Origin of the sequence: Neopusillimonas maritima (assembly GCF_003576595.1) — a bacterium.
In the GTDB taxonomy this organism is placed as follows: Bacteria; Pseudomonadota; Gammaproteobacteria; order Burkholderiales; family Burkholderiaceae_B; genus Neopusillimonas; species Neopusillimonas maritima.
In genome coordinates this window covers 966,168-993,152 of sequence record NZ_NQOU01000001.1, presented here as the reverse complement: position 1 = coordinate 993,152, position 26,985 = coordinate 966,168, and the positions used below count along the sequence as shown (strand labels likewise).

28 protein-coding genes are annotated in these 26,985 nt (G+C 54.5%); 10 read left to right on the top strand and 18 right to left on the bottom strand.

Features of this window, described 5'->3' with window-relative positions; genetic code table 11:
* Window positions 1-20: 20 nt before the first annotated feature.
* From CJO09_RS04860 to CJO09_RS15925, 4 genes are read right to left on the bottom strand one after another with little or no spacing between them, the layout of a single operon-like run.
* The gene (locus CJO09_RS04860) at window positions 21-515 is read right to left on the bottom strand and encodes a TlpA disulfide reductase family protein (protein ID WP_114421339.1); all 495 of its coding nucleotides are present in this window, start codon (window positions 513-515) and stop codon (window positions 21-23) included.
* Complete coding sequence (locus CJO09_RS04855; protein WP_119441294.1) at window positions 512-1,231, bottom strand: BON domain-containing protein; 720 nt, start codon at window positions 1,229-1,231, stop codon at window positions 512-514. The genes CJO09_RS04860 and CJO09_RS04855 overlap by 4 nt, the downstream gene beginning before the upstream one ends.
* Window positions 1,231-1,824, bottom strand: a complete 594-nt coding sequence (locus CJO09_RS04850) for a phosphoheptose isomerase (RefSeq protein WP_166128624.1) — start codon at window positions 1,822-1,824, stop codon at window positions 1,231-1,233. Before CJO09_RS04850 ends, CJO09_RS04855 begins: the two co-directional genes overlap by 1 nt.
* 54 nt (window positions 1,825-1,878) lie before the next feature.
* The gene (locus tag CJO09_RS15925; RefSeq protein WP_425454087.1) at window positions 1,879-2,262 is read right to left on the bottom strand and encodes a YraN family protein; all 384 of its coding nucleotides are present in this window, start codon (window positions 2,260-2,262) and stop codon (window positions 1,879-1,881) included.
* Window positions 2,263-2,403: 141 nt separating this feature from the next.
* Here CJO09_RS15925 and rsmI point away from each other — a divergent pair, with 141 nt between their 5' ends.
* Window positions 2,404-3,336 carry a 16S rRNA (cytidine(1402)-2'-O)-methyltransferase gene (gene rsmI / locus CJO09_RS04840; protein WP_119441291.1) on the top strand — a complete coding sequence of 311 codons (933 nt, stop codon included), beginning with the start codon at window positions 2,404-2,406 and terminating at the stop codon, window positions 3,334-3,336.
* Window positions 3,337-3,343: 7 nt separating this feature from the next.
* Here rsmI and CJO09_RS04835 read toward each other — a convergent pair whose 3' ends face one another.
* The 10 genes from CJO09_RS04835 to CJO09_RS04790 all read right to left on the bottom strand — a co-directional run bounded on the left by CJO09_RS04835 (window position 3,344) and on the right by CJO09_RS04790 (window position 10,969).
* Window positions 3,344-4,396 (bottom strand): septal ring lytic transglycosylase RlpA family protein, encoded by a 1,053-nt coding sequence (locus CJO09_RS04835; protein ID WP_119441290.1) that lies wholly within the window; start codon window positions 4,394-4,396, stop codon window positions 3,344-3,346.
* Window positions 4,393-5,262: an RNase adapter RapZ gene (rapZ, locus tag CJO09_RS04830; protein WP_114421333.1), complete on the bottom strand. Its 870-nt coding sequence runs from the start codon at window positions 5,260-5,262 to the stop codon at window positions 4,393-4,395. Before rapZ ends, CJO09_RS04835 begins: the two co-directional genes overlap by 4 nt.
* A 6-nt stretch (window positions 5,263-5,268) precedes the next feature.
* Window positions 5,269-6,198, bottom strand: coding sequence for an HPr(Ser) kinase/phosphatase (gene hprK / locus CJO09_RS04825; protein WP_119441289.1), 930 nt, complete (start codon window positions 6,196-6,198; stop codon window positions 5,269-5,271).
* 21 nt (window positions 6,199-6,219) lie between these two features.
* Window positions 6,220-6,678 (bottom strand): PTS sugar transporter subunit IIA, encoded by a 459-nt coding sequence (locus CJO09_RS04820; RefSeq protein WP_179950511.1) that lies wholly within the window; start codon window positions 6,676-6,678, stop codon window positions 6,220-6,222.
* Between the two features lie 172 nt (window positions 6,679-6,850).
* Window positions 6,851-7,180, bottom strand: coding sequence for a ribosome hibernation-promoting factor, HPF/YfiA family (hpf, locus tag CJO09_RS04815; protein WP_114421330.1), 330 nt, complete (start codon window positions 7,178-7,180; stop codon window positions 6,851-6,853).
* Between the two features lie 160 nt (window positions 7,181-7,340).
* A complete protein-coding gene (lptB, locus tag CJO09_RS04810; protein ID WP_114421380.1) occupies window positions 7,341-8,132 on the bottom strand; it encodes an LPS export ABC transporter ATP-binding protein in 792 nt (263 codons plus the stop codon).
* A gap of 14 nt (window positions 8,133-8,146) precedes the next feature.
* Window positions 8,147-8,746, bottom strand: a complete 600-nt coding sequence (gene lptA, locus CJO09_RS04805) for a lipopolysaccharide transport periplasmic protein LptA (RefSeq protein WP_119441287.1) — start codon at window positions 8,744-8,746, stop codon at window positions 8,147-8,149.
* Window positions 8,747-8,756: 10 nt separating this feature from the next.
* A complete protein-coding gene (gene lptC, locus CJO09_RS04800) occupies window positions 8,757-9,371 on the bottom strand; it encodes an LPS export ABC transporter periplasmic protein LptC (RefSeq protein ID WP_114421328.1) in 615 nt (204 codons plus the stop codon).
* Window positions 9,372-9,377: 6 nt separating this feature from the next.
* Window positions 9,378-9,977, bottom strand: coding sequence for a KdsC family phosphatase (locus tag CJO09_RS04795; RefSeq protein WP_114421327.1), 600 nt, complete (start codon window positions 9,975-9,977; stop codon window positions 9,378-9,380).
* A gap of 2 nt (window positions 9,978-9,979) precedes the next feature.
* Window positions 9,980-10,969 carry a KpsF/GutQ family sugar-phosphate isomerase gene (locus tag CJO09_RS04790; RefSeq protein WP_119441286.1) on the bottom strand — a complete coding sequence of 330 codons (990 nt, stop codon included), beginning with the start codon at window positions 10,967-10,969 and terminating at the stop codon, window positions 9,980-9,982.
* Window positions 10,970-11,081: 112 nt separating this feature from the next.
* Between CJO09_RS04790 and CJO09_RS04785 the strand changes: the two genes are divergently transcribed.
* Window positions 11,082-11,618 (top strand): adenine phosphoribosyltransferase, encoded by a 537-nt coding sequence (locus tag CJO09_RS04785; protein ID WP_114421379.1) that lies wholly within the window; start codon window positions 11,082-11,084, stop codon window positions 11,616-11,618.
* 12 nt (window positions 11,619-11,630) lie between these two features.
* Here the strand turns inward: CJO09_RS04785 and ilvA are convergent, their stop codons facing one another.
* Entirely contained in the window at window positions 11,631-13,139 is a 1,509-nt protein-coding gene (gene ilvA / locus CJO09_RS04780; protein WP_119441285.1) for a threonine ammonia-lyase, biosynthetic, read from the bottom strand.
* An 88-nt stretch (window positions 13,140-13,227) separates the two neighbouring features.
* On the opposite strand from ilvA, the gene CJO09_RS04775 reads away from it, so the two are divergent.
* On the top strand, window positions 13,228-13,719 hold the full coding sequence (locus CJO09_RS04775) for a YqaA family protein (RefSeq protein WP_119441284.1): 492 nt from the start codon (window positions 13,228-13,230) through the stop codon (window positions 13,717-13,719).
* 69 nt (window positions 13,720-13,788) lie between these two features.
* Window positions 13,789-17,730, top strand: a complete 3,942-nt coding sequence (locus CJO09_RS04770; protein ID WP_119441283.1) for a DUF3683 domain-containing protein — start codon at window positions 13,789-13,791, stop codon at window positions 17,728-17,730.
* A gap of 26 nt (window positions 17,731-17,756) precedes the next feature.
* Here the strand turns inward: CJO09_RS04770 and phoR are convergent, their stop codons facing one another.
* Window positions 17,757-19,058: a phosphate regulon sensor histidine kinase PhoR gene (gene phoR / locus CJO09_RS04765; RefSeq protein WP_119441282.1), complete on the bottom strand. Its 1,302-nt coding sequence runs from the start codon at window positions 19,056-19,058 to the stop codon at window positions 17,757-17,759.
* A gap of 44 nt (window positions 19,059-19,102) precedes the next feature.
* Complete coding sequence (gene phoB / locus CJO09_RS04760; RefSeq protein WP_119441281.1) at window positions 19,103-19,807, bottom strand: phosphate regulon transcriptional regulator PhoB; 705 nt, start codon at window positions 19,805-19,807, stop codon at window positions 19,103-19,105.
* A 155-nt stretch (window positions 19,808-19,962) separates the two neighbouring features.
* On the opposite strand from phoB, the gene ubiE reads away from it, so the two are divergent.
* From ubiE to rfaE2, 6 genes are all read left to right on the top strand, one after another.
* Window positions 19,963-20,727 carry a bifunctional demethylmenaquinone methyltransferase/2-methoxy-6-polyprenyl-1,4-benzoquinol methylase UbiE gene (ubiE, locus tag CJO09_RS04755; RefSeq protein ID WP_119441280.1) on the top strand — a complete coding sequence of 255 codons (765 nt, stop codon included), beginning with the start codon at window positions 19,963-19,965 and terminating at the stop codon, window positions 20,725-20,727.
* Between the two features lie 122 nt (window positions 20,728-20,849).
* On the top strand, window positions 20,850-21,818 hold the full coding sequence (locus CJO09_RS04750; RefSeq protein ID WP_119441279.1) for a Tim44 domain-containing protein: 969 nt from the start codon (window positions 20,850-20,852) through the stop codon (window positions 21,816-21,818).
* 155 nt (window positions 21,819-21,973) lie between these two features.
* On the top strand, window positions 21,974-22,615 hold the full coding sequence (locus tag CJO09_RS04745; RefSeq protein ID WP_119441278.1) for a ubiquinone biosynthesis accessory factor UbiJ: 642 nt from the start codon (window positions 21,974-21,976) through the stop codon (window positions 22,613-22,615).
* Window positions 22,615-24,168: a ubiquinone biosynthesis regulatory protein kinase UbiB gene (gene ubiB / locus CJO09_RS04740; RefSeq protein WP_119441277.1), complete on the top strand. Its 1,554-nt coding sequence runs from the start codon at window positions 22,615-22,617 to the stop codon at window positions 24,166-24,168. The genes CJO09_RS04745 and ubiB overlap by 1 nt, the downstream gene beginning before the upstream one ends.
* A gap of 117 nt (window positions 24,169-24,285) precedes the next feature.
* Window positions 24,286-25,140 carry a ferritin family protein gene (locus tag CJO09_RS04735; RefSeq protein WP_119441276.1) on the top strand — a complete coding sequence of 285 codons (855 nt, stop codon included), beginning with the start codon at window positions 24,286-24,288 and terminating at the stop codon, window positions 25,138-25,140.
* 4 nt (window positions 25,141-25,144) lie between these two features.
* Window positions 25,145-25,639 carry a D-glycero-beta-D-manno-heptose 1-phosphate adenylyltransferase gene (gene rfaE2, locus CJO09_RS04730; protein WP_119441275.1) on the top strand — a complete coding sequence of 165 codons (495 nt, stop codon included), beginning with the start codon at window positions 25,145-25,147 and terminating at the stop codon, window positions 25,637-25,639.
* Between the two features lie 14 nt (window positions 25,640-25,653).
* Here the strand turns inward: rfaE2 and CJO09_RS04725 are convergent, their stop codons facing one another.
* On the bottom strand, window positions 25,654-26,985 hold the full coding sequence (locus tag CJO09_RS04725) for a TolC family outer membrane protein (RefSeq protein ID WP_119441274.1): 1,332 nt from the start codon (window positions 26,983-26,985) through the stop codon (window positions 25,654-25,656).

Sequence of the window (26,985 nt, the reverse complement as noted above, 5' to 3'; positions counted from 1 at the left end):
TGAAGGCGAAAAGTGATTTGTTAGCCCGCCAGAGCTTGCTCGACGGTATTGATGAATTCGGCCTTATTGTAATTGCCCAGATAGCGCTTGACGATATTGCCCTGTTTGTCGATCAGGAACGCGGTAGGCGTGAGCTGAACATTGCCGAACGCACGCGCAATGTCGCCACTTGCATCGTGAACGACCTTGAAGGGAAGATTGCGCGTTTGGGCATAGGTGCGGACGTAGTCGAGCGGGTCATAATCCATTGCGACGGCAACGACCTCGTACCCTTTTGGGGCGTATTGCTGATACGTTTCGATCGTGTCGGGCATTTGCTGAATGCAGGTAACGCAACTTGTAGCCCAGAATTTGACCAATACGACTTTACCGCGCAAATCTTCGGTGCTGAACTGCTCGTTTTGCAACGAGGTAAAGCCCACTTGCGGCGCGCTGCGGGAGGGGGACGACAGTTGCCATGCAAGCAGCCCTACCAGGGCAATCGCGACAACAATACCAATTTTCAGTGCTTTCATTGGACGGGCATCGTTTGAACTTCAGGGTTGCTGGATGGGCTCGACGCGGCAGGCTGGGAGGAGGTTGTCTGCCCACCGGACGGTGCCGCCTGACTGCCTTGCTGCTGGACCAGACTTTCACGTGACACGATGGTAAACAGTTTGACGACTTCATTGACGCCTTGCACGTTGGCTGCCACTTTTGCCGCCATACGTCCTTCCGTGTCAGTGACTTTACCCATGAGATAGACCACACCGCGTTCAGTTGTCACGACAATGGTGGCGGCCGGTACTTCTTTGGCTTCGATAAGGCTTGCTTTTACCTTGGTGGTAATCCACGTGTCGTTGGTTCGAACACTTAACGGGGTAACGCTGCCGATGCGAACGCGATTGATCACTTCCTTGACGTTTTCGATACCTCGGGCAATGGTTTCGGCGCGGGCTTTATCGGCCTCGTTGGGTACATCGCCGTATATGAGAACCTTGCCTGCATACGACACGCTGGTCAGGCGGACATCGGACCGGTCGTTGAAGGCCCGACCGACCTCGATTGAAAACTTCATTTCAATGGCTTGGTCTTCGACCTGTTCGCCGGCGGTGCGGCGATCAGTTGCCAAAAGAGCAGTGGTTGCGGCGGCTCCGCCCACAACCAGTGGTGCGCATGCCGACATCAGTGTGGCTACGCCCAGTAAAAATGCCAGTAAGAGCGCGCGAGAGGAGGTAAATGTTGCAGTCATTAGAGCGAGTCTCCGAGTAAGAGGGCGTCGATTCCGTCACATAGGGCATGCAGCAGGATGATATGTACTTCCTGAATTCGCATCGTGCGGTCGTGAGGTACGCATAAATGGATATCGGTTTCGTAAAGCTGTTCACCGATTTTTCCGCCCCCTTTTCCAGTTAGGGCGATAACGGCCATGTCGCGGTCGTGTGCTGCTTCAATGGACCGCAAAACGTTGGGTGAGTTCCCACTGGTGGAAATGGCAACGAGAATGTCGCCCGGTTGGCCAAGCGCCATGACCTGGCGTTCAAAAATGTGATCGAAGCCGTAGTCGTTACCGACTGCAGTCATGATGGATGAGTCGGTATTCAGGGCTATGCCGGCCAGAGGAAGGCGATCTCGTTCAAAACGGCCTACCAACTCGGCAACAAAGTGCTGTGCGTCGGCGGCGGAGCCACCGTTACCGCATGCCAGTATTTTGTTATTGTTCACCAAAGCGGCGAACGCCATGTCGACCGCTGTGGCAAGGGGTTCCGCAAGCGCCTGGGAGCTCGCCTTGAAGGTGTCGATAGCGTCGTCGAAATGCGACGACATTCGGGAGGTCATATCCATAAACGCTATTATCTCATGGTCGAAAAAGCCGGATGTAACGTTTTTTCGCGAAAGTTATACAGTTCGAAAGGCATCCTGAAGCCAGCAAAGCCGGCTGCCATTGAATGTAATGATATCGAAACGGCACGGCGGGGTTTGTTTGAAGTGGCGGCGAACAAGGTGGGGCAGCCAGAATTGGGCTGCTCGAATAACGCGTTTTTGTTTATGCCGCCCAACTGTTTCGGCCGCCGAGCCGTAATTGGCATTGCGTCGACAGCGTACTTCGATAAATACAAGTATATTCTGGTCGCGCGCAACGATATCGATTTCCCCCGCACGGCACTTAAGGTTGCGTGCGAGTACGCATAAGCCGTGTTGTGTCACATAATAACAAGCCTGGCTTTCGGCTGCGTGCCCCAATTGCTGGCTTGCGGATACGGGGGTGAAGGGCAGGGGCATGGCAGTTTTAGGCGTCGTATTTTTTCTGCGACGACGAATCGCCCTTTCCTGTGCTGATCGGATTACCTGCTCCGGGCTTAGTGGATTTGGCAAAGAAGCGTCGCTCATGAAATTGAATAACTGTAACTAAGGCTGCCTAGTATGCGTGAAGAGAATGGGTTTGATGAACCCCCAATGTCGTGGAAACGTCTCACTGAACGGGTGGACCAGCAGGATTGGCCTGCCGGTGCGTTGTATGTCATTGCGACGCCTATTGGCAACTTGGCCGACTTGAGCCTGCGGGCTGTAGAGGCGTTGCGGCGATGCGACGTGATCGCAGCTGAAGATACCCGTTCCAGCCGCCAACTACTGGATGCCTGGGGGGTGAGCACGCCAATGATGGCCGCCCATCGGCACAATGAGGCAAGTGCTGCCCAGGTCATTATTGGGCGTCTGCAGAAAGGAGAGCGGGTTGCTCTGATTTCCGATGCCGGTACGCCTGCCGTGAGTGACCCGGGGGCGCGGGTGGTGCGAACGATTGTTGCCGAAGGTTATCGCGCGATTCCCGTTCCGGGTGCCAGTGCAGTGATGGCGGCACTGATGGTGAGCGGGGCTACAACAGATGAAAACCCGGCTTATACGTTTGCCGGTTTCACGCCGCACAAAACAACGGCGCGTCAAAAGTGGTTTCGACGCTGGTCAGCAATCAATATGCCGGTGGTATTTTTTGAATCACCCCATCGTCTTGCCGCGTCGATGGGCGATTTGGCCGATGTGCTGCCCGGTGATCGCCTAGTAACGATTGCACGCGAGCTTACCAAACGTTTTGAACAGGTTGTCACGTTGCCACTTAATGAAGTGCAGGCATGGCTGCAGCAGGACCCACATCATAGTCAGGGCGAGTTTGTATTGGTTTTGCATCCATCGCCGGATGCGGCTGATGAAGCGCCGCCGGCTTATGTGTCGATATTGCTGGATGCACTGTTGGAGGATCTAAGCGTGAAAGATGCCGCGCGGATTGCGGCACGGGCAACGAATTTGCCCAAAGCGGATTTATACCGCATGGCCTTGGAGCGCGGGAAGAATGAGTTGTAAGGCGACACTACCGCAGGGCAATTGTGGGTTGTGCCCCTAAAATTTCCTCAAAACGTAAAGCGGCATTCACCGCTTCCGTGCGGTTTGAGTATGGCCCGAGCTGAACCCGATACAGTGTATTCCCAGGGCTCACCTGGGCATTTTTATAGTCGATGGAAGCAAGTTCGGCATTGATCTTTTCGGCCAGGGCTTGTGCATTTTCAGCGTTGCTGAAAGCACCGAACTGAAGGTAGAACCCGGATGGTGTAACGGGTGGAACCTTACTTGGATCTGGATCAACGCTGTCGGCTTCCGTATCCGGCTGGATTTCGTTTGAGTCAGCCATTTCCGCCTGCAGTTGCATGGCAATCAGCGCGTCCGGCACGATGCGTTCGCTGATCGGTTCAGCGGGAATCACCGGCTGCGGTGTTGCAGCCGAGGAAATAGAGTGCGTTGAGGGTTCCGATGGCATGGAGCCGGCGCTGTTCTGCGCCTGGGCATATGTAGTGGGGCCGCCGAAACGTCCCGCTCGGATATCGTCATGCGTAATCGCCTCGACAATCACCCGGCCGCTCCCCGGCCCGATCAGCCCGAGCTTGGACGCCGCTACGTAAGAAAGATCAATAATTCTGCCGCTGTGGAAGGGGCCGCGATCGTTAATTCGCACAATGACCGAGCGGCCGTTTGCCACGCGTGTCACGCGGGCATAACTGGGTATAGGGAGTGTGGGGTGTGCGGCTGTCATGGCGTACATGTCGTACGTTTCGCCATTAGCGGTTTTATTGCCGTGAAATTTGCGCCCGTACCATGAAGCAATGCCTTCCTGCCGGAATGGTTGGTCGCTTGACATGGGGATATAGCGTTTACCGAAAACCACATAGGGGCGTTTGGTGGCCCGGTGATGGGGTTCAATACGCGGGGCGGCATCGGGTATAGCCTGGATATTGGCGGGGGGATCGCTGCCTGGGCCGTCGTCTTTGTAGTAGCCCCCGCGTTTACTGCCCGATGAAGAACACCCTGCAATAATCAGGCAGAGCAGAAAAGCGAGCAGTAGATACCCAGGGCGTTGCTTGTCATTCATGGCTGTTCAATGGCCGGAAGGTTTCGATGCCTGATCAGTAAAGGTGAGTGATCTGCAAACCGTTCGGCTAATTTTTCAACAACATACACCGAGCGGTGTTGCCCCCCGGTGCATCCAATTGCCACGGTTAGATAATTGCGCGTATCTTGCAAATATAAAGGTAACCAGCGGCGGATGAAACCGGTAATGTCGTCCAGCATCTGGTTAACGTTGTTGAATTGCATCAACCACTGGGCTACGGCTTGGTCTCGCCCTGTAAGAGGCTTGAGTTCGGGGTCGTAATGCGGGTTTGGTAAACAGCGAACGTCAAAAACGAGATCGGAGTCGGCCGGCACGCCGCGTTTGTATGCAAACGATTGGAAGGTCAGCACGACGTCGGCTCTGCCTGCCTGAATCAGGTCTCGCATCCAGGCGCGCAATTGGCCCGGCGTAAGCTCGGAGGTGTCGATAACGTGTTCCTGATCGCGCATCGGTGCAAGCAGCTCGCGCTCGGCGTGAATGCATTCAAGCAAGGAAGCCGATTTGCCTTCTTTGCGCAAGCGATCAGTAAGCGGATGCCGGCGGCGCGACTCGGAATAACGTTGCATCAGTGCGTGGTCACTGGCATCGAGGAAAATGGCTTTGAACTCAACACCTTGAGACCTGAGCCCGGTCAGGACGTGGGGCAGGGTAGCCAAATCGCCGGGAGATCGGACATCGATGGCAACTGCAATTTGTTTTAATTGTTCTTCGCGAACGGTATTAATGAATTCGTTGAGAAACTTGACGGGCAGGTTATCGACGCAGGTGTAGCCGGAATCCTCGAGTAGGCGTAAAGCAACTGATTTGCCTGAACCCGATATGCCTGTGATAAGAACAATTTTCATGGCGGTTTAGTCGGGACGACTGTTTTCCATAATTGCCAAAGCCTGGCGCTCAATAAACTCGCCCATGGTGTCGATACCTCGTAATGACAGGATGGTGTTGCGGACCGCTGCTTCCACCAGGACAGCCAGGTTGCGTCCGGCGGCCACTTGAAGCATGACCCGGCGAATGGGGGTGTCGAGAATATCCTGGGTCAAGTCTTGAACCGGAAGACGTTCAAAGTTCTCAGCATTCGCCCGGACGAGCTGGACAATCAGTTTCAGGCGCATTTTGCGTCGAACTGAGGTTTCACCAAATATGGTGCGGATGTCCAGGAGGCCGAGACCGCGCACTTCAAGCAGGTTTTGTAACAGTGCCGGGCAATGGCCTTCTATGATTCCCGGGGCGGTACGCGAAAGCTCGACGGCGTCGTCGGCAACCAGCCCATGGCCGCGGGAAATCAGCTCCAGCGCCAACTCGCTTTTGCCCAGGCCCGAATCGCCCATAATTAAAACACCCAGCCCCAGAACGTCGAGGAACACCCCATGGACGGTGGTGCGTGGAGCCAGCCGTTTGCCAAGGTAGATGCGCAGAAGGTCGATAAGTTTTGCCGCTTCGACGGACGTCGAGAGGAGCGGGATTTGCTGGACATTACAAAAGTCGCGCAGATCATCCGGGGCGTCGAGACTATCGGCCATTAGAATAGCCGGAACACCGCCTGCGACAAGGTCTTCCAGGTGGTGAATACGACGTTTGGGTTCAAAACGCGTGTAGTACAGCAGTTCTTCTTTGCCGAAGACTTGTATACGCGACGGGTGAATCAGGTTCAGGTGACCGACCAGGTCGGCACCCGCCATACCGACATCGGGAATAACGCGATGTGCCGCGCCCAGGCCTGCAATCCAATTAAAAGCGATTTTGTCGGTGTTGTCGCTGACCAGTTCTTGAACAGTGAGCATGATAATGGGCCGTTTGACGGGTTAGGTATGTTCAACTGTTGTAAGCAACTCGTGAACCCGTTCCGGGTCGGTTTCCGTTGACAATGCCTCGCGCAGCTCTGTGTTGGACGCCATGCGTGCAATTTCCGCCAGCAAATCGAGGTGCATTTGTGTTGCCGCTTCGGGAACCAGCAGGAAAAACAGTAAACCGGCCTGGCGCCCGTCGGCCGGATCAAAGCGTACGGGTTCGGCGAGCCGGTAAAAGGCGGCGATAGGTTCTTTCAGGCCTTTGATACGCCCGTGCGGAACGGCCATGTTGTGTCCCAGCGCGGTTGAACCGAGGCGCTCCCGCCCGATAAGACTTTGAAACACCGCCGTTCGGGCGACGCCGTGATGGTTCTCGAATAGCAGCGCCGCCTGTTCGAAGGCCCGTTTTTTACTGGTTGCTTCGACATCGAGCACCACATTCTGCAATGGCAGGATACGCGACATTAAGTTCATGACGACCATTATATGAGCGGAAATGAAAATTCAGAAGGAAATTACAAATGCGAAAGCCCCAATCGGTAGCGGGATTGGGGCTGACTCATGAAGCCAATTAGAGCACATTTGACGTTATTCAGCACGGAAGTGCTCGCATTGTGACCAATTTGGCTTGAATGACGCGAAAACGCTATTGATCGACGGCAATTTCCTGCCGTTTGAGCGGCTCGTGAGCATGATTTTGTACTTTGTCTTTGTACTTGATCACTTGCCGGTCTATTTTGTCTGCCAGCAAATCGATGGCAGCGTATAGGTTTTCGTCGGAAGCTTCGCAGTGAAGGTCTTTGCCAGGCAAACGCATGGTGACTTCAGCTGTGTGCTTGAGACGCTCTACCGAGAGCATGACCTGGGTGTCGATAACGTTGTCGAAATGCCGGGCAACCCGAGCCATTTTCGTTTTAACGTATTCGTTGATAGCGGGAGTGACTTCAAGGTGACGACCGGTGATACTCAGGTTCATGTTGTGCTCCTATAAAAAACAACATTGCGCTTGGTGCGCCTGAATGAAAGAACGACTACCCCTCCTTTTTTTGTTGTCACGTGTTCAGTGTATCGTTTGTGGCGGGTAAATCAAGTAGCACAAGTACAGGGTTTGTTCGAAGTCAAAGTATGGGTGAAAATCACATGCGGAAGTTTTTGCCAAGATATACCTGGCGTACTGCCTCGTTGTCGATGATTTCGTCTGGATGGCCATTGGTCAGCACTTTACCTTCACTGATAATGTAGGCACGGTCGCAAATGCCCAGTGTTTCCCGAACGTTGTGGTCGGTAATCAATACGCCGATATTCCGGCTTTTCAGGAAGTGGACAATACGCTGAATTTCAATGACCGCAATCGGGTCGACCCCCGCGAACGGCTCATCCAGCAGGATGAATCGTGGGTTGGTTGCCAATGCGCGTGCAATTTCTACGCGGCGGCGCTCGCCACCCGACAGGGAAATGGCAGTATTGCCACGTATGTGCTGAATTTGCAGTTCGTCGAGCAGTTCTTCTAGACGCTGCTTTATTTGATTGCTGGTAAGAGGTGTGCCGCGTTCATCGATTTGCAGCTCCAACACGGCCTGGATGTTTTGCTCCACTGTGAGGCGACGAAATACCGAGGCGTCTTGGGGTAGATACGACAGCCCAATGCGGGCGCGTTTGTGCATGGGCATGGCCGTAATGGGAACGCCGTCGATCTCGATGCGCCCGGCATCGGTTGGGACAATGCCGACAATCATGTAGAAGCTGGTTGTTTTGCCCGCCCCGTTAGGGCCCAGCAGGCCCACAACTTCGCCACTGTCGACCGACATTGAAACATCGTGCACAACGGTGCGCTTCCCGTAGGTTTTACGCAAACCGGTGGCGATCAGACTGCCTTTGGAGTCGCTGGCGGCGCGAACAGGTGCGCGGGATGTAGACGTGACTGCCATACTTGCCTCTTCGCTTAGCGATTCTGGTTCTGCTGGCATTCCGCTGCTGCAGCTTCGGCCTTTGCACCCGGCGTGGCAACTGAACGGACCCGCCCACCTGCGGCAGATGAGTTTGGCCCGCCAAATGCCTTGTAAATACTGGTTGCCTGATTGTAAATAACCCGTTCACCGCGGATGTTGTCGAGGCGTTTTCCACATACGTACTTGGTGACGATGGCTTGACCGATCATTTCAATTTCCTCGGTTTTGCCGTTGTATTCCGCCCGTAGGCCGCGCGCTTCAATAACTTCGAATTTTTCGGGGTTTTCCTGGCGGATGAAAACGAGTTTCCCGTCGTTGGCGGTTGCCGTACCGTATTGAAAGCCTTCTTCGTCTTCGCGCATGATGAGCGTGTCGGAGTTCAGCGTCATCTGGCCGCGCGTCATGACCACGTTACCGGTAAAAGTGCTTTCTTGCTTGATGTCGTCGTAATTTAGCGTATCGGACAAGATAAGCGTGTCGGGCTCTTCAGCAGGATTATCGTTTGTCGGCTGAGCGCTTGCCAACGACGATAAGGCCATCAGTGCGCTAATACATACCCAGCGGCAAAGGTGTTGAATAGATAAGCGGTTCATAATATTTTTTCTAGTCGTTCGATGTGGCGTTTTCAGTGCGTTGCGAGCGTGATTCTTCGCCCGATATTTTTACGTCGCTGGCCGAGAAAACCTCAAGTGTACGAGACTCGTTGTCGTAGCGCATGCCTTTTCCGTTAATCCGCGACTTCCCGTTTTGTACCAGCGCCGGCAGGTCGGTGTAGGCGACATCTTCGTCGGGCAGCAGAATCAGTTTTTCGCTGGTCACGTCGAGCGCTGGCCGGTCGTCGTAGGGAACCCGATGCAGGTGGGCGTCGCCCGTGAGAGTGATGCGGCTGCCGTCCTGATCCATTACGGCTTTGTTCCCGGTACCCACCGTAATGGGTGACCCTGCGCGTTGGCCAACGGCACGTGCGTTGTCGACCTCATAGGAATCGTCGTCGGGGTAATGCTGCAGGTAGTCGCCCTCCAGCCGGTTAATGGCCTCCCCCTGGGGGTTGGTTCTTACCATGACGAAATTCTCGGACCAGGCGTCAGGCTCATGGGTAATGCGCCGGGGTGGCTCCAACTGTACCGCGCGCTGCGTGTATTCCGCCGCCCACCAGCTTAAAACAACCAGAGAGCAGAGCAGTAATATCGCGATGAATCCAGGTAGCCGTTCTTTCATAATATGTTATTGCGTGACGTCGCCCAGTACGACACTATTTTGCGACAGGAACGGGCCCAGGCGTTTCTGTGCGGCCAGAATCAGGTCGCAACACTCTCTGGCGGCGCCTTCCCCGCCCGGCTTGCCTGACACCCAATGTACGGCTTGTTCAATATAGGCGGGGGCGCCGGGCACTGTGGCGGCCAGCCCGACACGTTGCAACGCGGCCAAGTCCATGATGTCGTCACCCATAAAACCTATTTGGTCGAAGGACAGGCCATGCTCCTGAGCGATTTGGGTAAGGGATTGAAGCTTGTCGCGCACCCCTTGCAAGACAATTTCAATACCAAGCTCGGCGCCTCGCCGGGCGACAATAGGGCCTTTTCGGCCCGTGATGAAAGCCACCACAATGCCGCTTTCCCTAAGCATGCGCAGCCCATAACCGTCGAGCGCATGGAAGCGTTTGGCAACTTCACCGTTTTCGCCGTACCAAAGTGCACCATCGGTCAGGATGCCGTCGACATCGAAGGCCATGAGCTTGATTTCGCGAGCGCGGTTGACCACGTGCTCAGGGACGCGAGCCAGGATGAGCGCTTCTGCGGGGTGTGGAATAGCAGGTGTTTTCATGTTCAGATTACCTTGGCAGCCATGAGGTCGTGCATATGCAGGGCGCCAATGAGTTTGCCTTGTTTGTTAACGACAACGACTTGCGATAGTTTGTTGGACTCCATTATCGAAGCCGCTTCGACGGCGAGCGCATCGGCGCTCACGCTGCGTGGGCCGAGTGACATGCCGTCGGAGACGCTCAGGTGACGGATATCGCCTACTTTTGAAATGAGACGACGCAAATCGCCGTCGGTGAAGATCCCAATGGGTTCTTCCTTGTTGTTCACAACAATGGTCATACCCATGCCTTTGCGCGACATTTCCTCGAGCGCTTCCGGGATGGGGGTTGTGCCCTGAACAATGGGCAGAGCCTGACCGTGCCGCATGATATCGCGCACGTGAGTTAGCAAGCGACGCCCCAGGGCGCCGCCCGGATGTGATCGGGCAAAATCCTCGGCGCCGAAACCGCGCGCCTCGAGGCAGGCAACCGCCAGCGCATCACCCAGTGCCATGGTGGCGGTGGTGCTGGCTGTGGGCGCCAGATTAAGCGGGCAGGCCTCTTGTTCAACGTGAACGTTCAAATGCACTTGCGCACTACCGGCCAGTTCAGATTGGGGGTTGCCTGTGATGGCGATGATAGGAATGCCCATGCGCTTACAGACCGACAGGACGGTAATCAGTTCCTCGGCAGTGCCCGAATAAGAAATGGCAATGACGACGTCTTGGGGGGTGAGCATGCCCAGATCACCATGGATGGCTTCTACGCCGTGCATGAAAAAAGCAGGCGAACCCGTGGAAGCAAGCGTTGCCGCCATTTTTCTGCCGATGTGGCCGGACTTTCCGATGCCGGTCACCACCACTCGGCCACTGCATGCCAAAACCAGTTTGACCGCTTGATGGAAAGTGCTGTCAAGGCGGTTGCTGAGGCTTTCGAGCGCAGCGATTTCGGTGCTGAGCGTCCGGCGGGCGGAGGCCAGTGCGTTGGTGGCGGAAAGGGAATCTGAAAGCGTCATTATTCGATTTTAAACGTTGCGAATTGTTTTTGTTTCAATGGGTGGGCTGCACAGTTCAGGCAATATTAAGGTTATAGTTAGTGCCTGGTTCAATTTTGTTGTGGCGACCTTAATGCATACCGATCCTGCCGAGTACATCCGCAATGCCATCCGCAGCGTGCCCGATTGGCCCAGCCCGGGTGTTACATTTCGCGACATTACCCCTATATTACAAGACCCACGCTCATTTCGGGTTTTAGTCGACCTGTTTGTTTATCGTTATATGCGCCAACGACTCGATCTGGTGGCGGGTGTCGATGCCAGGGGGTTCATTCTGGGCGCGGTGCTGGCATATGAATTGAACCTGGGGTTTGTTCCGGTGCGGAAAAAAGGCAAGTTGCCTTTTCAAACCCTGGCCGAGGAATACACCCTGGAGTATGGCAATGCAACCGTTGAAATGCATACTGATGCGGTGAAGCCCGGGCAACGCGTGTTGCTGATCGACGACCTGATTGCAACAGGCGGCACTATGGTGGCCGCCGCCAAGTTATTGCAACGTTTGGGCGCCAATGTGGTTGAAGCCGCCGCCATTATCGATCTCCCCGATCTTGGCGGGTCGAAAAACCTGAAAGACACCGGCTTGCCGCTCTACACTGTGTGTACGTTTTAAACCGGCGCCGCTTTACAGGAATAATTGGTAGGCGGGGTTGTCGGTTTCGTTCCAATATGGGTAACCCAGGGTTTCAAGAAACGCTTTGAACGCTTTTTTGTCGGCTGGGGGAACCTGCAGCCCTACCAGAATACGGCCGTAGTCATCGCCTTGGTTTCGATAATGAAACAGGCTGATGTTCCAATCGGGGCTCATTGAGCTTAAAAATCGCATCAAGGCGCCTGGTCGTTCCGGAAACTCGAAGCGGTAAAGGAGCTCGTGTTCCGCCAGGTCGGAGCGCCCCCCCACCATAAAACGCAAATGGGTTTTGGCCATTTCGTTGTGGGTCAGGTCAAGGGCTTCAAAACCTTTGCGACTGAACATGTTGGCCAGTTTTTCACCTTCCGAGGGTGAGCTGATTTGGAGGCCGACAAAAACATGGGCGTTTTTGGCGTCGGAAATACGGTAATTGAATTCGGTAACGCTACGCGCGCCGATCGCTTCGCAAAGCTTCAGGAAACTGCCGCGTTGTTCGGGAATGGTGAGTGCCAGAAGTGCTTCGCGTGCCTCGCCAACGTCGGCCCGATCGGCCACAAAACGCAGGCGATCGAAGTTCATGTTGGCGCCGCTGGCGACGGCAACCAGCGTTTTATTTTTCCACTTGTTTAAAGACGCGTAGCGCTTGGCGCCGGCAATGGCCAAAGCGCCCGATGGTTCGAGCACACTGCGCGTGTCCTGGAAAACGTCTTTAATGGCAGCGCAGATGGCATCGGTATCAACCGTCACGAAGTCGTCGACCCACTCGCGCGTCAAGCGAAAGGTTTCTGCACCGACTTTCTTGACTGCCGTGCCGTCGGAAAAAAGGCCCACGTCGTTCAATTCAATGCGTCTACCCGCTTTAACGCTGCGAATCATGGCGTTGGAGTCTTCGGTTTGGACACCAATTACTTTAATATCCGGGCGCAGTTGTTTTACGTAAGCCGCAACCCCAGATACAAGCCCACCTCCGCCAATGGCGCAGAAAATGGCATCGATACGGCCGGGGTGTTGACGCAGAATTTCCATGCCTACAGTGCCTTGGCCGGCAATGACGTCGGGGTCGTCGAACGGGTGCACAAATGTAAGACGTTCTTTCTTCTCGAGCTCTTTGGCGTGGAGGAAAGCATCGGAATAACTGTTGCCAATCAACACCGTTTCGCCGCCGAATGCCTCGACCGCCCGGACTTTCACCTGAGGGGTGGTGGTGGGCATGACGATAACCGCGCGGCACCCCAGCTTTCGTGCAGACAGCGCCACCCCTTGCGCATGGTTGCCCGCCGAGGCGGCAATGACGCCTCGCTTTAATTCGGCTTTGCTAAGGTGCGCCATTTTGTTATAAGCACCCCTTAGCTTGAAGCTGAAAACTTCTTGTGCATCTTCGCGCTTTAGAAAGAAATTGTTCTGGGTGCGCGCGGAAATCTGGGGCGCATATTCCAGGGGTGATTCAATGGCGACATCGTAGACTTTGGATGTGAGAATGCGTTTGAGATAGTCGGTTGACATGATGCGATTGAGCGCTAGAAAAGGGGCTTGATAAAGGGATTTAGGTTACCACAGCGCATGCTTCTTACACAGACAAAGGACAGGAAATATGCAAGGGCAATGGGGCGCGATGGTTTCTGATCTGCTGGCTTTTCTGGCCATGCCCGAAGTTGGTTTAAGCGCGGTGTTCGTTATAAGTTTTTTGGCGTCAACCCTGCTGCCGCTGGGTTCTGAGCCTGTTTTGATGGCCTATTTGCAGCTCCAGCCTGGCAACGTCTGGCCGGCGCTGGCGTTGGCAACGCTGGGTAATACTTTAGGTGGGGTGGTGAGTTACGCCATGGGTATGGGGGTAGTCTGGGCCGTACGTTACTTCGGTGAAAGCACCGGCCGTTGGCGTGGCGTTGCGCAGGGCTATGTTCGACGTTTTGGCCCGCTGGCGTTGCTTTTTTCCTGGTTGCCGGTAATAGGCGACCCACTTTGTGCCGTGGCCGGCGGGATGCGTTTACCTTTCTGGCCGTGCTTGTTTTTCATCGCGTTAGGGAAGTTTCTGCGGTATTTGTTGGTGGCCTGGGCGTTTTTATGGGTTTCGTCAGGGGTTTAACCGCCGTGCGCGCTTGACCGATGAAGTAAACTGGGAGATTACCCGAATCTTTTTTTTGACAGCGACTCCATGAACGCCCCTATTGCCAGCCAATTGCTTGCGAATTTGCCGTCAAACGACGCACCGCGTCTGCGTGAAATTCCATACAACTACACCTCTTTTTCCGATCGCGAGATTGTTTCTCGGTTATTGGGTGAAGAGGCCTGGTCTTGGTTAACCGATCTGCGCGGAGAGCGTAAAACCGGTCGTTCGGCCAGAATGCTGTTTGAAGTGCTGGGTGACATCTGGGTAGTGAAGCGCAACCCGTATTTGCAGGACGACTTGCTCGATAACCCCAAACGCCTTGCGATGCTGGTAGAAGCCATGACGCACCGGCTGGGTGAAATTGACAAGCGTCGCGATGCGGGTGACCCCGAACGCGACAACAAAGTCGTGTTATTGCTGCAGGCGGCTCGTGGCGCCGTGAGCGCTTTTCAGCTTGAGTTCGAGCAAACACGGGCATTGCGCAAAAAGGTCATGAAGCGCCTGGCCAAAGTAACCGCGCGCGACAACATCAAGTTCGACGGGCTGTCGCGCGTTTCGCATGTTACCGACGCGACCGACTGGCGTGTTGAGTACCCGTTTGTGGTTTTAACGCCCGATACCGAGGCCGAGATGGCGCCGTTGGTGCGCGCCTGTATCGAGCTGGAGCTCACCATTATTCCGCGTGGGGGTGGCACGGGTTATACGGGCGGCGCCATTCCGCTCACCTGGCGCTCGGTGGTTATTAATACCGAAAAACTCGACAAGCTGGAAGCGGTTGAGCACATTACACTGCCGGGTCTTGAGCAGCCTGTTGCCACCGTGCTGGCCGGGGCCGGCGTTGTAACCCGCCGGGTAGCCGATGCCGCTGATGAGGCCGGGCTTGTGTTTGCTGTTGACCCCACGTCGGCCGACGCCTCGTGTGTTGGCGGTAATGTGGCCATGAATGCCGGCGGGAAAAAGGCCGTGCTTTGGGGTACGGCACTTGATAACCTGGCATGGTGGCGCATGGTCGACCCGCAAGGGAATTGGCTTGAAGTCACACGTGTAAACCACAATATGGGCAAGATTCACGATGTCGAAGAGGTTCAGTTCGACATCAAATGGTTCGACGGCAGCCGTGCGCCGGGCGAGCGTTTGTTGAAGTCGGAAACGTTGCGCATAGAAGGGCGCAAGTTTCGCAAGGAAGGCCTGGGTAAAGACGTCACCGACAAATTCCTGGCCGGTTTGCCGGGGGTGCAAAAAGAAGGTTGCGATGGCCTTATTACGTCGGCCCGCTGGGTGTTGCACCGTATGCCAGGTGAAACGCGCACAGTGTGCATGGAGTTTTTCGGCCAGGCGCGTGATGCTATTCCGTCAATTGTGGAAATCAAGCAATACCTGGATGGTGAAGGCAAGCAGCAAGGTGCGTTGCTGGCCGGGTTAGAGCATCTGGATGAACGTTATTTGCGTGCAGTGGGTTATGCCACCAAAAGCAAGCGCGGCGGCTTCCCGAAAATGGTACTTATCGGCGATATTGTGGGTGATGACCCCAACGCCGTCGCAGCTGCTGCCAGTGAGGTTGTGCGGCTGGCCAATTCGCGCCATGGGGAAGGGTTTGTTGCGGTTAGCGCGGAAGCACGCAAGAAGTTCTGGCTCGATCGTGCCCGTACCGCGGCCATTGCGCGCCACACAAATGCATTCAAGATCAACGAAGATGTCGTGATCCCATTGAACCGCATGGGTGAGTACACCGATGCCATTGAGCGAATCAATATCGAGCTTTCCACGCGCAACAAGTTGCGTTTGCTCGACCAGCTTGAACAGTTTTTTGGTAGCGAAGCCCTGCCGGTGGGTAAAACCGAGGATGCAGAAGAGGCTGAAATGATGCGCGCCGGGGTGTTGCGCGAGCGAACCGAAGCCGCACTGGAAGTGTTAACCGAAACCCGTCGGCGTTGGGTATGGTTGCTTGAAAACCTCGACATGCCTTTGTCGCAAGCGTTGTCGCAAATTCCGGCATTGGGTTTGGAAAGTTTGGTGCCCGCGCTTCGAGAACGCCTGGATACGCAGCCCGAGGCGCGTGTGTTCGACGTGATGCAAGATCGCACCATTCGTGTTTCCTGGAAAGCCGAAGTGCGCAGCCATATGGAGCGCATCTTCGCAGGTTCGGCTTGTGCGGCGGTGTTGGCCAAAATTCAGTCGATTCACGATGAGGTATTGAAAGGCCGTGTGTTCGTTGCTTTGCATATGCACGCGGGTGACGGCAATGTGCATACCAATATCCCGGTGAACTCCGACAACTACGAAATGATGCGCGAGGCTAATGAAACGGTGGCGCGCATTATGAAAATTGCCCGCGACCTGGATGGCGTTATTTCCGGTGAGCACGGCATTGGCCTGACCAAATACGAGTTTCTTACGCCTGAAGAGCTACAGCCGTTCCAGGACTACAAGCGGCAAATTGACCCGCAGGGGCGGTTTAATGCCGGCAAGCTCATGCCGGGCGCCGATTTGCGCCATGCCTGGACACCCAGTTTCAACCTGCTGGGTCACGAGTCGCTGATTATGCAGCAAAGTGAAATTGGCGCCATTTCGTCCGCTATTAAAGACTGTTTGCGTTGCGGTAAGTGCAAGCCGGTTTGTGCAACGCACGTACCGCGCGCCAACCTGTTGTATTCGCCGCGTAACAAAATTCTGGCCACCTCGTTGCTTATCGAGGCCTTCCTTTATGAAGAGCAAACGCGTCGGGGTATTAGCCTGAAGCATTGGTCTGAGTTTGAAGATGTGGGTGACCATTGCACGGTATGTCACAAGTGCTATAACCCGTGCCCGGTCGATATTGATTTCGGCAATGTGTCCATGGATATGCGCGCTTTGTTGCGTCGCATGGGCAAGAAGTCGTTCAATCCGGGTACCACGGCGGCCATGTTCTTCCTGAATGCAAAAGACCCGCGCGTGATCAAGGCAACGCGTACGGCCATGGTCGATATCGGTTACAAGGCGCAGCGTTTTGCCGCCGATCTGTTCAGCGTGCCGGCGCGCCGCCAAACGCAACAACCGCCCGCCACTATTGGTAAAGCCCCCATTAAAGAGCAGGTTGTGCATTTCGTGAACAAGAAAATGCCGGGTGGGCTGCCCAAGCAAACCGCACGCAAGCTGCTCGATATTGAAGACGCCAACTACGTGCCCATTATTCGCAACCCCAGCTCAACGCATGTTGATTCGGAGGCGGTGTTTTATTTCCCGGGCTGCGGGTCCGAGCGCCTGTTTTCTCAGGTTGGCCTGGCTACCCAGGCCATGTTGTGGCATGCCGGTGTACAAACCGTTTTGCCGCCGGGTTATTTGTGTTGCGGTTATCCGCAGCGCGGCAATGGCATGTACGACAAGGCCGATAAAATCATCACCGACAACCGTGTGTTGTTCCACCGTATGGCCAACACATTGAACTACCTCGACATTAAAACGGTCGTTGTCAGTTGCGGTACTTGTTACGACCAACTGGCCGGCTACGAATTTGAAAAGATTTTTCCTGGGTGCCGTTTAATTGATATTCACGAGTATTTGCTTGAAAAAGATATCAAACTCGAAGGCGTGACGGGTATGCGTTATATGTATCACGATCCCTGTCACTCGCCCATGAAGCTGCAAGACCCTATGAAGACGGTGAAGTCGCTTGTGGGGACTGACACAATCAAAACCGATCGTTGTTGTGGTGAGTCGGGCACGTTGGCGGTATCGCGGCCCGACGTATCAACCCAAGTGCGTTTCCGCAAACAGGAAGAGCTATTGAAAAACACAGGCCAGATTCGTTCCGATGGTTACGATGGCAATGTGAAAATGCTGACTTCCTGTCCTTCGTGCCTGCAGGGGCTGTCGCGCTATGAAGGTGACACCGGTATGGAAGCCGATTACATCGTGGTCGAGATGGCACGCCACGTGTTGGGCCAATCCTGGCTTGAAGACTATGTGAAGGCCGCGAATGCCGGCGGCATTGAGCGCGTGCTGGTATAAGCCGTTTCGTGTTATCGGTTGTCGTGTTATTGGCTACTGGGCACGACAAGCCGGGAAGGTGGAAACGCCAATGTGAACAGGCTGCCTGCGCCCAGGCGGCTGTTAATCGTTAACTCTGCGTTATGACGCATCGCGACATGCTTTGTAATAGCCAGGCCAAGGCCGGTGCCGCCGGTGGCGCGTGAGCGGCCGCGGTCGACACGATAAAATCTTTCGGTTAACCGCGGAATATCTTGCGCGGCCACGCCAATGCCCGTGTCTTGTACCGAATAATGTGCACGTCCGCTTTCAGTTAAATACCAACTTACCGTAATGGTGCCGTCTTTAGGGGTATAGCGAACTGCATTGGTGAGCAAGTTGCTTACCGCCGAGGCAAGCTCCGATGCATTGCCTTGTATGTATAAATCATCGGCGATGTTCTCTACAAATACGTGCTGGTCTTTCGATAAGATTCGCGCCTGATTCAAAGCCGTGTGAATGATTTCGGCCATATTCACGGGCTCTCCCGACACGGAAGGCGATGATTCCAACGTCGACAGCGTGAGCAAGTCGGCCACAATGGCTTGCATGCGCTGGGCCTGGTCAATCATTAAATTCAGGTAGTGTTCGCGCTGTTCCGGTTCAATGTGTTCAGCGGGAATGGATTGCAGCGTTTCCAGAAAACCGACCAAAACCGTTAGGGGGGTGCGCAGTTCGTGTGAAACATTTGCTACAAAGTCTTTGCGGGTGGTTTCGAGCTTTTCCAATTGGGTGACATCACGCGTCACGATCAGATACTGGCCAATACCGTAGGGCGTGAGCTGAACTAATATGGCGCGATTTTGGTCGTTGCGAACCAGGTGAAGCAACAGGGGTTCAGGCCACTTCGATTGCTGGGCGTACTCATGAAACTCGGGCGCGCGCAAAATATTGAAAATACTGAAGCCGCGGTCGGTTTCAAGGTTCAGCCCGGTGTGTTCGGTAGCGGTTTTATTGCACCACGTTACCAGCATCTCTTCGTTTAACGTAATGGCGCCATCGGGTAACGCCTCGGCGGCAAGCATAATGCCCGCAACGTGTCGGTTTAGTTCTTCGATTTCCAGACGGTCTTTACGCAGTTGCCGGTAGATGGGCGCCAGAATTTCGTCCCACGGGCCGACCGACGGGGGTGGGGGTGTATGAATATGACGAACCCATTTGCGAATTTGAGAAAGTTGCGTCCCGCTCACCAGAATCATGCCGAGCAGACCTGCGGTTAAGACGAACCACCCTGTTGTTGGATTAATCCACTCACCCACCGCCCAGCCAAGCAGTATCCAGGCGCCAAGTGAGATCAGGGTTTTCTGCATGATAAGAGGCCTTGATGCTGCTTAGGTTGTTCAATTAGGTACGGTTAAGGCGTTGCACTGGGTAAGCGGGCGGCAAATCGATAGCCCGCACCGCGTACGGTTTCAATATGGTTTTCGTGTCCGCTGGGCTCGAGCGCTTTACGTAGCCGGCGAATATGAACGTCGACGGTGCGCTCTTCGACAAAGACATGATCACCCCATACCTGATCGAGCAATTGTGAACGGGAAAAAACGCGTTCCGTGTGCGTCATGAAAAAGTGTAGCAAGCGAAACTCAGTAGGGCCAATCGATAGAGCGGTACCGTTTCCGCTGACCCGGTGGGTGGTGGGGTCGAGAACCAATGTGCCGATTTGGATAATGTCATCGGTGAGCTGGGGCGCGCGGCGACGCAACACGGCTTTGATGCGAGCCATGAGCTCTTTAGGTGAGAAGGGCTTGGTGATGTAGTCGTCTGCGCCGGCCTCCAGGCCTTCTATTTTGTCGTTCTCCGCCCCTTTTGCAGTGAGCATAATAACGGGAACGTGACGCGTTCTTTCGTCGGATCTCAGCTGTTTTGCCAGAGTGATACCTGAGGCGCCAGGCAGCATCCAGTCGAGCAAGATCAAGTCCGGTAGTTCGGCACGGATGAGCGTTTGTGCTTGTTCCGCATCGAATGCGCGCAGTACCTTGTGTCCGGCAAATGACAGGTTCACAGCGATCAGTTCCTGAATCGCGGGTTCATCTTCAACGACGAGAATAGTGGTGTTCATGGCGTTTTTGGGTTAAGGGTAAGGACCCTGCCATATTATGGCTTGATTGTTACAGGTTTGTGAAAAATTCGTGACGGTTGTCCAAATTCGTGGTAAGCCGCTGAAACCGGTGCGTTGGCTGGCGGGACATCGTGAGTTGGAGTACGATACGCGCTATGAATCGTACTCCTTCTTCTCCTCCCTCAGGGCGTCAAACCCACTTTGGCTATAAAACAGTCGATGAGGCTGAAAAAGCCGCCAAAGTCGCTCAGGTTTTTCATTCCGTCGCGCAGCGTTACGACGTCATGAATGATCTTATGTCAGCGGGTTTGCATCGGGCCTGGAAAGCTTTCACCATCGCCCGGGCCAATGTCCGCCCCGGCATGAAAGTGCTTGATATCGCAGGGGGAACGGGGGATTTGGCCAAAGCCTTAGCACGCAAGGTGGGAGCCTCGGGCGAGGTTTGGTTAACCGATATCAATGATTCCATGCTGCGCGTGGGTCGTGATCGTTTGGTCGATAAAGGCCTGATTACACCGGTTACCGTGTGCGACGCTGAAAAGCTGCCGTTTCCCGACGCTTATTTTGATCGCATCACGGTAGCATTTGGTTTGCGCAACATGACACACAAAGAAATTGCGTTGTCGGAAATGCGCCGCGTGCTGAAGCCCGGCGGTAAGTTATTGGTGCTTGAGTTTTCGCGTGTCGCCAAGCCTTTGGCACCGGCGTACGATTGGTATTCATTTAATATCCTTCCCTGGCTCGGCAAAAATGTAGCCAAAGACGAAGAAAGCTATCGATATCTGGCCGAGTCCATTCGCATGCATCCCGATCAGGAAACCCTGGCGCAAATGATGCGCGATGTCGGGTTCGATCGCGTGCGCTATTTCAACTTAACCGCCGGCTTGGTTGCCCTGCACGAAGGCGTGAATCTGGGCTGACGCGGCACTGGTTTTTGGATAGCCGATGTATTTGTGTTGAGCTTACGTTCAGGTTCTAGTAAGATTAAGGTTGTTGTCTTACAACCATCGATCAATCGATCGTTCACTGGAGCTTTACAAATATGTCTAGTCGCTTGTCTCGCTACTTTGCGGGTGTGCTCCTGGCTTTCAGCACCTTTGCCATGGTGTCTATTTCGTTCGATGCGGAAGCTCGTCGATTTGGTGGTGGCGCAAGTTTTGGCCGTCAGTCCACCAATGTTACGCAGCAACGTCAGGCGGCTACTCCGTCCACTACAACACAGCGCAGCACCTCGCAAAATACCGCGTCTGCGTCTACGGCCGCTGCGGGTGGGGCTGCCGCGCGTTCAGGTATGTCACGTTTCTTGGGGCCGATAGCGGGCATTGCGGCGGGCTTGGGTATCGCGGCACTGCTTTCGCAAATGGGTTTGTCGGGCGCATTTCTTGAGTTCATGTCCAGCCTGATTCTCATTGGTTTGCTGGCTTTTGCAATTATGTTTATTGTGCGCCGTTTGCGTGGCGCCGCTTCCGGACCCGCGACGCAAAGTGCGGGTATGCAGCGCAACAACCAGCAAGGGGCTCACGAGGTTTGGCGCACGCCATCGGCGCAACCAGAGGCGCCCTCTATGACGCCTGTTGCAGCAACCGATGTGCCGGGAACGTTGTCAACCGCCGATCAAGACAGCTGGTTCATTCCTGATGATTTTGATACGGGCGCTTTTCTGGCAAATGCCAAGAAACAGTTCCTGGAGGTCCAGCGCCTGTGGGATGAAGGTAACATTGATGGGTTGTCTGAATATCTTACCGACGACATGGTCGCGGAATTCCGTCCCCAGATGCAAGCGCGTGAAGGTCTGTCACAACATACCGAAGTTCTGCTGCTGAATGCGGAGTTGCTGGGTATTGAAGCTATTTCCGATGGACACTTGGCCAGCGTACGGTATTCGGGCATGTTGCGTGAAGAACCCGGTGCGGAAGCGGTTCGCATTGAGGAGGTATGGAACCTGTACAAAGCAGACGGCTCGGGCTGGTTGCTGGCGGGGCTTCAGCAACTGTCTTCGAATAACGGTTAACAGCAAGTTTGTTGCATGTCGTCTTCCGGCCGGGCGGCGGTTGTTTAACAACCGTGCCCGGCTTTTTGTTGGCGGCGTCGCGTTGTCCCTAAAACCGGTACACTTACGGCTGTTCCAAGATATTTTTCTATGCGTAGGTGCTGCGCATATCCATCATGCTGCCTATTCCTGATTTTCTGGCGCCGGCCAGGGTTTTCGCCAAAGTACTCAATGGCTTGTTGGGGCGTGAGCAATGGGCTGCCGATCGTTTGGCCCGGCATGAAGGGAAAACGATTCGTTTTTATCTTGGCGCGCAGTCGGTATGCTTAACGGTGGTTGCGGGTGGTTTGGTTGAGGTTGCCTCGCGCGAGGCCCAACCGCAAGTTACTTTAACGCTCACCCCTCACCAATTGGGCCAGGTTTTGCAGGCCGTGCGGCAGGGCAACACCGACGAGGTCGCTCATTTTTTGCATGTGGAAGGGGATGCCGGCCTGGCGACGATTGTGGCCGAGCTGGCGCGCACTCTGCGTTGGGATCCTGAAGAAGATCTTGCGCGTTTTGTGGGTGATGCTGCGGCGGTACGTGTAAGCGCCGGCTTCCGTTCTATTCTGGCGGGTGTGCAGCGATCCAGTGGGCGTTTTGCCGGAAATATGGCTGAATACCTTATTGAGGAGCGTCAGGTTCTGCTCGGACGGCATACACATGAAGCGTGGTCGGTGCAGTTAAGCGATTTGCAGGTCCGACTTGATCGTTTGGACGAAAAAGTAGGTGCACTCGAAACGCATGTGCATTCCAACCGAAATGGGGGCGGAAGGTGATGACGTTTTTCCGTCTTGTCCGTATTATTTTAATATCCCTGCGATTCAGGCTTGATGAATTGGTTTTATCCAGCATCAAGCATCCCGTTGCGGTTTTTATGCTTCGCATTGTCCGCTTTGGGCGCCCCCCCCGAACCGATCGAGGCGTGCGTTTGCGCCTGGCGCTTGAGTCGTTGGGTCCGATTTTTGTTAAGTTCGGGCAGGTTCTGTCTACCCGGCGCGATTTAATTCCGCTGGATATCGCCGAGGAATTAGCCAAGCTGCAAGATCGTGTCCCGCCATTTCCGTCCGACCAGGCCGCTGAATGTGTTCGCGTGGCGCTGGGACAGTCGCCCAATGAATTGTTCCGGCAGTTCGATAAAGATCCGGTGGCGTCGGCATCCATTGCCCAGGTGCATTTTGCAGTGTTGCACGACGGCCGAGAAGTCGCGGTGAAGGTCTTGCGGCCGGGCATGTTGCGTATCATTGAAAAAGATTTAACGTTAATGCGGGTATTGGCAGGCCTGGTGCAGAAGATGGCGCCGGATAGTCGTCGCCTGAAACCTCGTGAAGTGGTGGCTGAGTTCGACAAATATTTGCATGATGAGTTGGATTTGGTGCGTGAAGCGTCGAATTGCAGCCAGTTGCGTCGTAATTTTGGCCCGGAAACAGGTCGGCAGAATTTGCTGACTGTTCCCGAAGTGATCTGGGAGTACACCACAACCACCGTCTTCACGATGGAGCGAATGCGCGGCATTCCGGTTAGCCAGATTGGGCGGTTGCGCGAAGCTGGTGTCGATATCAAGGATTTGGCCCGTACGGGAGTGGAAATATTTTTCACCCAGGTATTTTCCGATGGTTTTTTTCATGCCGATATGCATCCGGGAAATATTTATGTCTCTGATGCGCCGGAAACGCTGGGGCGTTATATTGCACTCGACTTCGGCATCGTGGGTTCGTTGTCGGAGCATGATAAAAACTATCTGGCGCAAAATTTTCTGGCTTTCTTCCATCGCGATTACCGCCGCGTTGCCCAGTTGCATATTGAGTCTGGGTGGGTGCCGTCAAACACGCGCGAAGAGGAGCTGGAAGGTGCCGTTAGAGCTGTGTGTGAGCCCTATTTCGACCGTCCTTTATCGCAAATCTCCCTGGGGCAGGTGTTGCTTCGTTTATTTCAAACGTCACGCCGCTTCAACGTTGAGATTCAGCCTCAGTTGGTTTTATTGCAGAAAACCTTGTTGAATGTTGAGGGCATGGGCCGGGAACTCGACCCCGATCTGGACCTGTGGAAAACCGCCAAGCCGTACCTGGAAAACTGGATGCGCGAACGTGTAGGCTATAAGGGTTTTAAGCAGCGTCTTGATCAGGAGGCCGGGCAATGGTCGCAAATGTTGCCGCAAATCCCTCGCCTGGTCTATAGCAACTTGTCGCGGCCGGACTCTCTGCCGGGCCTGCAGGTAGAGATTCAGCGCCTCAGGAAAGCGCAAGAGCAGAATAACCGGTTGGTTTCCGCCCTTGTTGCGGTATTGGCGGTGGCCATTGGGGTGGCCATTTGGGCCATTGCGGGAAAGTAGTATTTCTGTGTACTCTATCTAGTTCGGCGAATGTTGAAATATTGCTGATATATCAAGGCTGTATCATTAAATAATTGGCTTTTGTCGTTGTGTGTTGTTATCTTAAGTGAGATGTCTATGCTTTACCCTGAACTATTCAAATCAATGGAGGCGGTACGCTGGAATATGGCCACCGATATTCCGTGGGATGATTTTGACGGAAGCAAACTCTCCGACGAGCAGGCGTACACAATCAAGATGAACGCCATTACAGAGTGGGCGGCACTGCCCGCTACGGAAATGTTTTTGCGCGACAACCGTGACGACAGCGATTTCTCGGCGTTTATGTCGATCTGGTTTTTTGAAGAGCAAAAGCATTCGCTTGTTCTGATCGAGTATTTGCGTCGGTTCCGTCCCGACCTCATGCCCACCGAAGAAGAGCTGCACAAGGTGCGCTTCGAGTTTGACCCTGCGCCGGCAATGGAAACGCTTATGTTGCATTTTTGCGGCGAAATTCGCCTGAATCATTGGTATCGGTGCGCTTCAGATTGGCATACCGAACCGGTTATCAAGGCCATTTATCAGACCATCGCTCACGACGAAGCTCGCCATGCCGGTGCCTATTTGCGCTATATGAAAAGGGCGTTGAATCAGAAGGGGCAAGAGTTGGGCGACCAGGCGCGCATGGCGTTTTCAAAAATCGGCGTGCTGATGGCTTCTGCCCACCGCACTCCGCAAGCTTTGCATCCTACCAATTTACACGTTAACAAAGCGCTTTATCCTGAAGACACGGTGCAGTCGAAACTTCCTTCTCCCGGTTGGCTGGAGCAATGGCTCGATAACCAGATCCGGTTCGACAAAGACTGGGAAGGCAAGGTAAGCGCCCGCATTTTGCATAACTTGTCTTTATTAATGAACTCATCTTTCAAAACGGTTCAAGACCTCAATCGTTATCGCAAAGAGCTCATTCGCGGCACTGCAGTGGTGGCTTAAGCCCATGTGCGCGGGCTTTGAAAAGAAAGTTTTGTCTCGTGACGCTTGCGAGGCAGCAGCCTCAAGCGGCCGCTTCACGCGACCGCTGGTGTTTACTAACGGCGTATTCGATATTTTGCATCGCGGCCACGTCACTTATCTCGACGCTGCCGCTGCTTTGGGCAAAACGCTGATCGTCGCGGTGAACACGGATGAGTCGGTAAGGCGCTTGGGAAAAGGGGATGACCGCCCGTTGAATGCACAGGAAGACCGTGCTGCTGTTTTGGCGGCGCTGGAGTCGGTGTCTTACGTAACGTATTTTGATGAAGACACGCCATATCAATTGATTCAGGCGTTGAGGCCCGACGTTATTGTGAAAGGCGGTGACTACAACATGGCAACCTTGCCGGAAACGGAATTAGTTGAAAGCTGGGGTGGCAAGGCGGTTGCCATTCCGTTCGAGTTTCAGCGCTCAACCACAAAGCTGGTTAAAAAAATACGCGCCGCTTCGGGCCAATAACCTTTTTATACAGTTTACGGTGCCAGCAGATTATTGATCGCAATAATGTCGTCGGCGGTTAGAATGCCGCCGGCCGCTTTCAGGCGCAGGCCATTCAGCAATGTGGCATAACGGGCGTCGGCCAGGGCGCGTTGCGTTTCATACAATTGCTGTTGCGCATTCAAAACGTCAATATTCACGCGGACCCCCACTTCGTAGCCCGTTTGGTTGGCCTCAAGAGAGGCCCGGCTGGAAGCCTCAGCTGCCTGCAGAGCAGACACACGGGCAAGACCCGATACCACACCCGAAAAGAAAGCCTGGGTTGCCTGTACGGCCTGGCGACGCGTTGACTCCAGCTCGTAGCGCGCTTTTTGTAGTAGAGAGGTTTGTTCACGCACTCTCGATGAGATCCCGCCCCCGGCAAACAGCGGAATTGAAAGCTGTACGCCGACCGTCGTTTCCACTGAACGTGGACCGGCTCGCGGGCCGAATGTGCCTCTGTCGCTGCTGCTGCCCGACTGAGCGTAGAAATCGACAGTGGGATAGTGTTCACTCTGGGCAATATGAATCTGCTTTGCCGCCAGACGCGTACTTAATTCAGCCTGTGCTACCTCGAGGCTTGCCTGGGCTGCCTGGGTCGTCCAGTCGTCCAGGCGGGCAGGTTGGGGAGGGGGAAGTGATACTGTGCTTTGAAGGCGGGCCAGCTCTGCGGGGCGTTCGCTAATAATGCCTGCAAGGGCATCTTGCGCCAGTTGCAGCGCGTTAAAAGCTTGAATTTCGCCGGCGTTGATGAGGTCTAGCCGGGCCTGGGCTTCATAGGTATCGGCGATGGTGGCGCTGCCCAACTCGAACCCGCGTTTGGCGGCATCCAGTTGATTCATAATGGCTTGCTTTTGCGCATCCAGGCTTTTCAGCGTGTCTTGCGCCGCCAGTACATTAAAGTAGGCTTGGGTAACGCGTAATGTAAGGTCTTGCCATGCTTGCTGTACAGCCAATGTGGCTGATTGCGCGATGTATTCCGTAGCGCGGTAGGTGTCCCATAAACCCACGTCGATAATAGGTTGCGTAAGCGTTAGCGCCCAAACGGCTCGATTGTCGGTGCTGCTCTGGTCTAGCGAGGTGGAGCGGATATCGTCTGTCTCAACGCCCGTACTGGCCGTAATATAAGGCAGAAGTAGGGCACGGGCCTGGGGTGTTTTTTCCGATTGCGCGGCCCGGTTGGCTTCGGCTGCCGCAAGAATTGGGTCGCGCTCAAGGGCTTTTGTCCATACCTGCAACAGGTCTTGAGTTTGGGCGCCGGCAAACGGTAATAGCAGGGCGTTCAGTACAAAAAAAAGCCCGAAAGACCGTAGCCGACCCGTTGCCAT

Coding starts and splice junctions, on each gene's coding strand:
- CJO09_RS04860 (WP_114421339.1), bottom strand. CDS start 515: ATGAAAGCACTGAAAATTGGTATTGTTGTCGCGATTGCCCTGGTAGGG.
- CJO09_RS04855 (WP_119441294.1), bottom strand. CDS start 1,231: ATGACTGCAACATTTACCTCCTCTCGCGCGCTCTTACTGGCATTTTTA.
- CJO09_RS04850 (WP_166128624.1), bottom strand. CDS start 1,824: ATGGATATGACCTCCCGAATGTCGTCGCATTTCGACGACGCTATCGAC.
- CJO09_RS15925 (WP_425454087.1), bottom strand. CDS start 2,262: ATGCCCCTGCCCTTCACCCCCGTATCCGCAAGCCAGCAATTGGGGCAC.
- rsmI (WP_119441291.1), top strand. CDS start 2,404: ATGCGTGAAGAGAATGGGTTTGATGAACCCCCAATGTCGTGGAAACGT.
- CJO09_RS04835 (WP_119441290.1), bottom strand. CDS start 4,396: ATGAATGACAAGCAACGCCCTGGGTATCTACTGCTCGCTTTTCTGCTC.
- rapZ (WP_114421333.1), bottom strand. CDS start 5,262: ATGAAAATTGTTCTTATCACAGGCATATCGGGTTCAGGCAAATCAGTT.
- hprK (WP_119441289.1), bottom strand. CDS start 6,198: ATGCTCACTGTTCAAGAACTGGTCAGCGACAACACCGACAAAATCGCT.
- CJO09_RS04820 (WP_179950511.1), bottom strand. CDS start 6,678: ATGAACTTAATGTCGCGTATCCTGCCATTGCAGAATGTGGTGCTCGAT.
- hpf (WP_114421330.1), bottom strand. CDS start 7,180: ATGAACCTGAGTATCACCGGTCGTCACCTTGAAGTCACTCCCGCTATC.
- lptB (WP_114421380.1), bottom strand. CDS start 8,132: ATGGCAGTCACGTCTACATCCCGCGCACCTGTTCGCGCCGCCAGCGAC.
- lptA (WP_119441287.1), bottom strand. CDS start 8,746: ATGAACCGCTTATCTATTCAACACCTTTGCCGCTGGGTATGTATTAGC.
- lptC (WP_114421328.1), bottom strand. CDS start 9,371: ATGAAAGAACGGCTACCTGGATTCATCGCGATATTACTGCTCTGCTCT.
- CJO09_RS04795 (WP_114421327.1), bottom strand. CDS start 9,977: ATGAAAACACCTGCTATTCCACACCCCGCAGAAGCGCTCATCCTGGCT.
- CJO09_RS04790 (WP_119441286.1), bottom strand. CDS start 10,969: ATGACGCTTTCAGATTCCCTTTCCGCCACCAACGCACTGGCCTCCGCC.
- CJO09_RS04785 (WP_114421379.1), top strand. CDS start 11,082: ATGCATACCGATCCTGCCGAGTACATCCGCAATGCCATCCGCAGCGTG.
- ilvA (WP_119441285.1), bottom strand. CDS start 13,139: ATGTCAACCGACTATCTCAAACGCATTCTCACATCCAAAGTCTACGAT.
- CJO09_RS04775 (WP_119441284.1), top strand. CDS start 13,228: ATGCAAGGGCAATGGGGCGCGATGGTTTCTGATCTGCTGGCTTTTCTG.
- CJO09_RS04770 (WP_119441283.1), top strand. CDS start 13,789: ATGAACGCCCCTATTGCCAGCCAATTGCTTGCGAATTTGCCGTCAAAC.
- phoR (WP_119441282.1), bottom strand. CDS start 19,058: ATGCAGAAAACCCTGATCTCACTTGGCGCCTGGATACTGCTTGGCTGG.
- phoB (WP_119441281.1), bottom strand. CDS start 19,807: ATGAACACCACTATTCTCGTCGTTGAAGATGAACCCGCGATTCAGGAA.
- ubiE (WP_119441280.1), top strand. CDS start 19,963: ATGAATCGTACTCCTTCTTCTCCTCCCTCAGGGCGTCAAACCCACTTT.
- CJO09_RS04750 (WP_119441279.1), top strand. CDS start 20,850: ATGTCTAGTCGCTTGTCTCGCTACTTTGCGGGTGTGCTCCTGGCTTTC.
- CJO09_RS04745 (WP_119441278.1), top strand. CDS start 21,974: ATGCTGCCTATTCCTGATTTTCTGGCGCCGGCCAGGGTTTTCGCCAAA.
- ubiB (WP_119441277.1), top strand. CDS start 22,615: ATGACGTTTTTCCGTCTTGTCCGTATTATTTTAATATCCCTGCGATTC.
- CJO09_RS04735 (WP_119441276.1), top strand. CDS start 24,286: ATGCTTTACCCTGAACTATTCAAATCAATGGAGGCGGTACGCTGGAAT.
- rfaE2 (WP_119441275.1), top strand. CDS start 25,145: ATGTGCGCGGGCTTTGAAAAGAAAGTTTTGTCTCGTGACGCTTGCGAG.
- CJO09_RS04725 (WP_119441274.1), bottom strand. CDS start 26,985: ATGGCAACGGGTCGGCTACGGTCTTTCGGGCTTTTTTTTGTACTGAAC.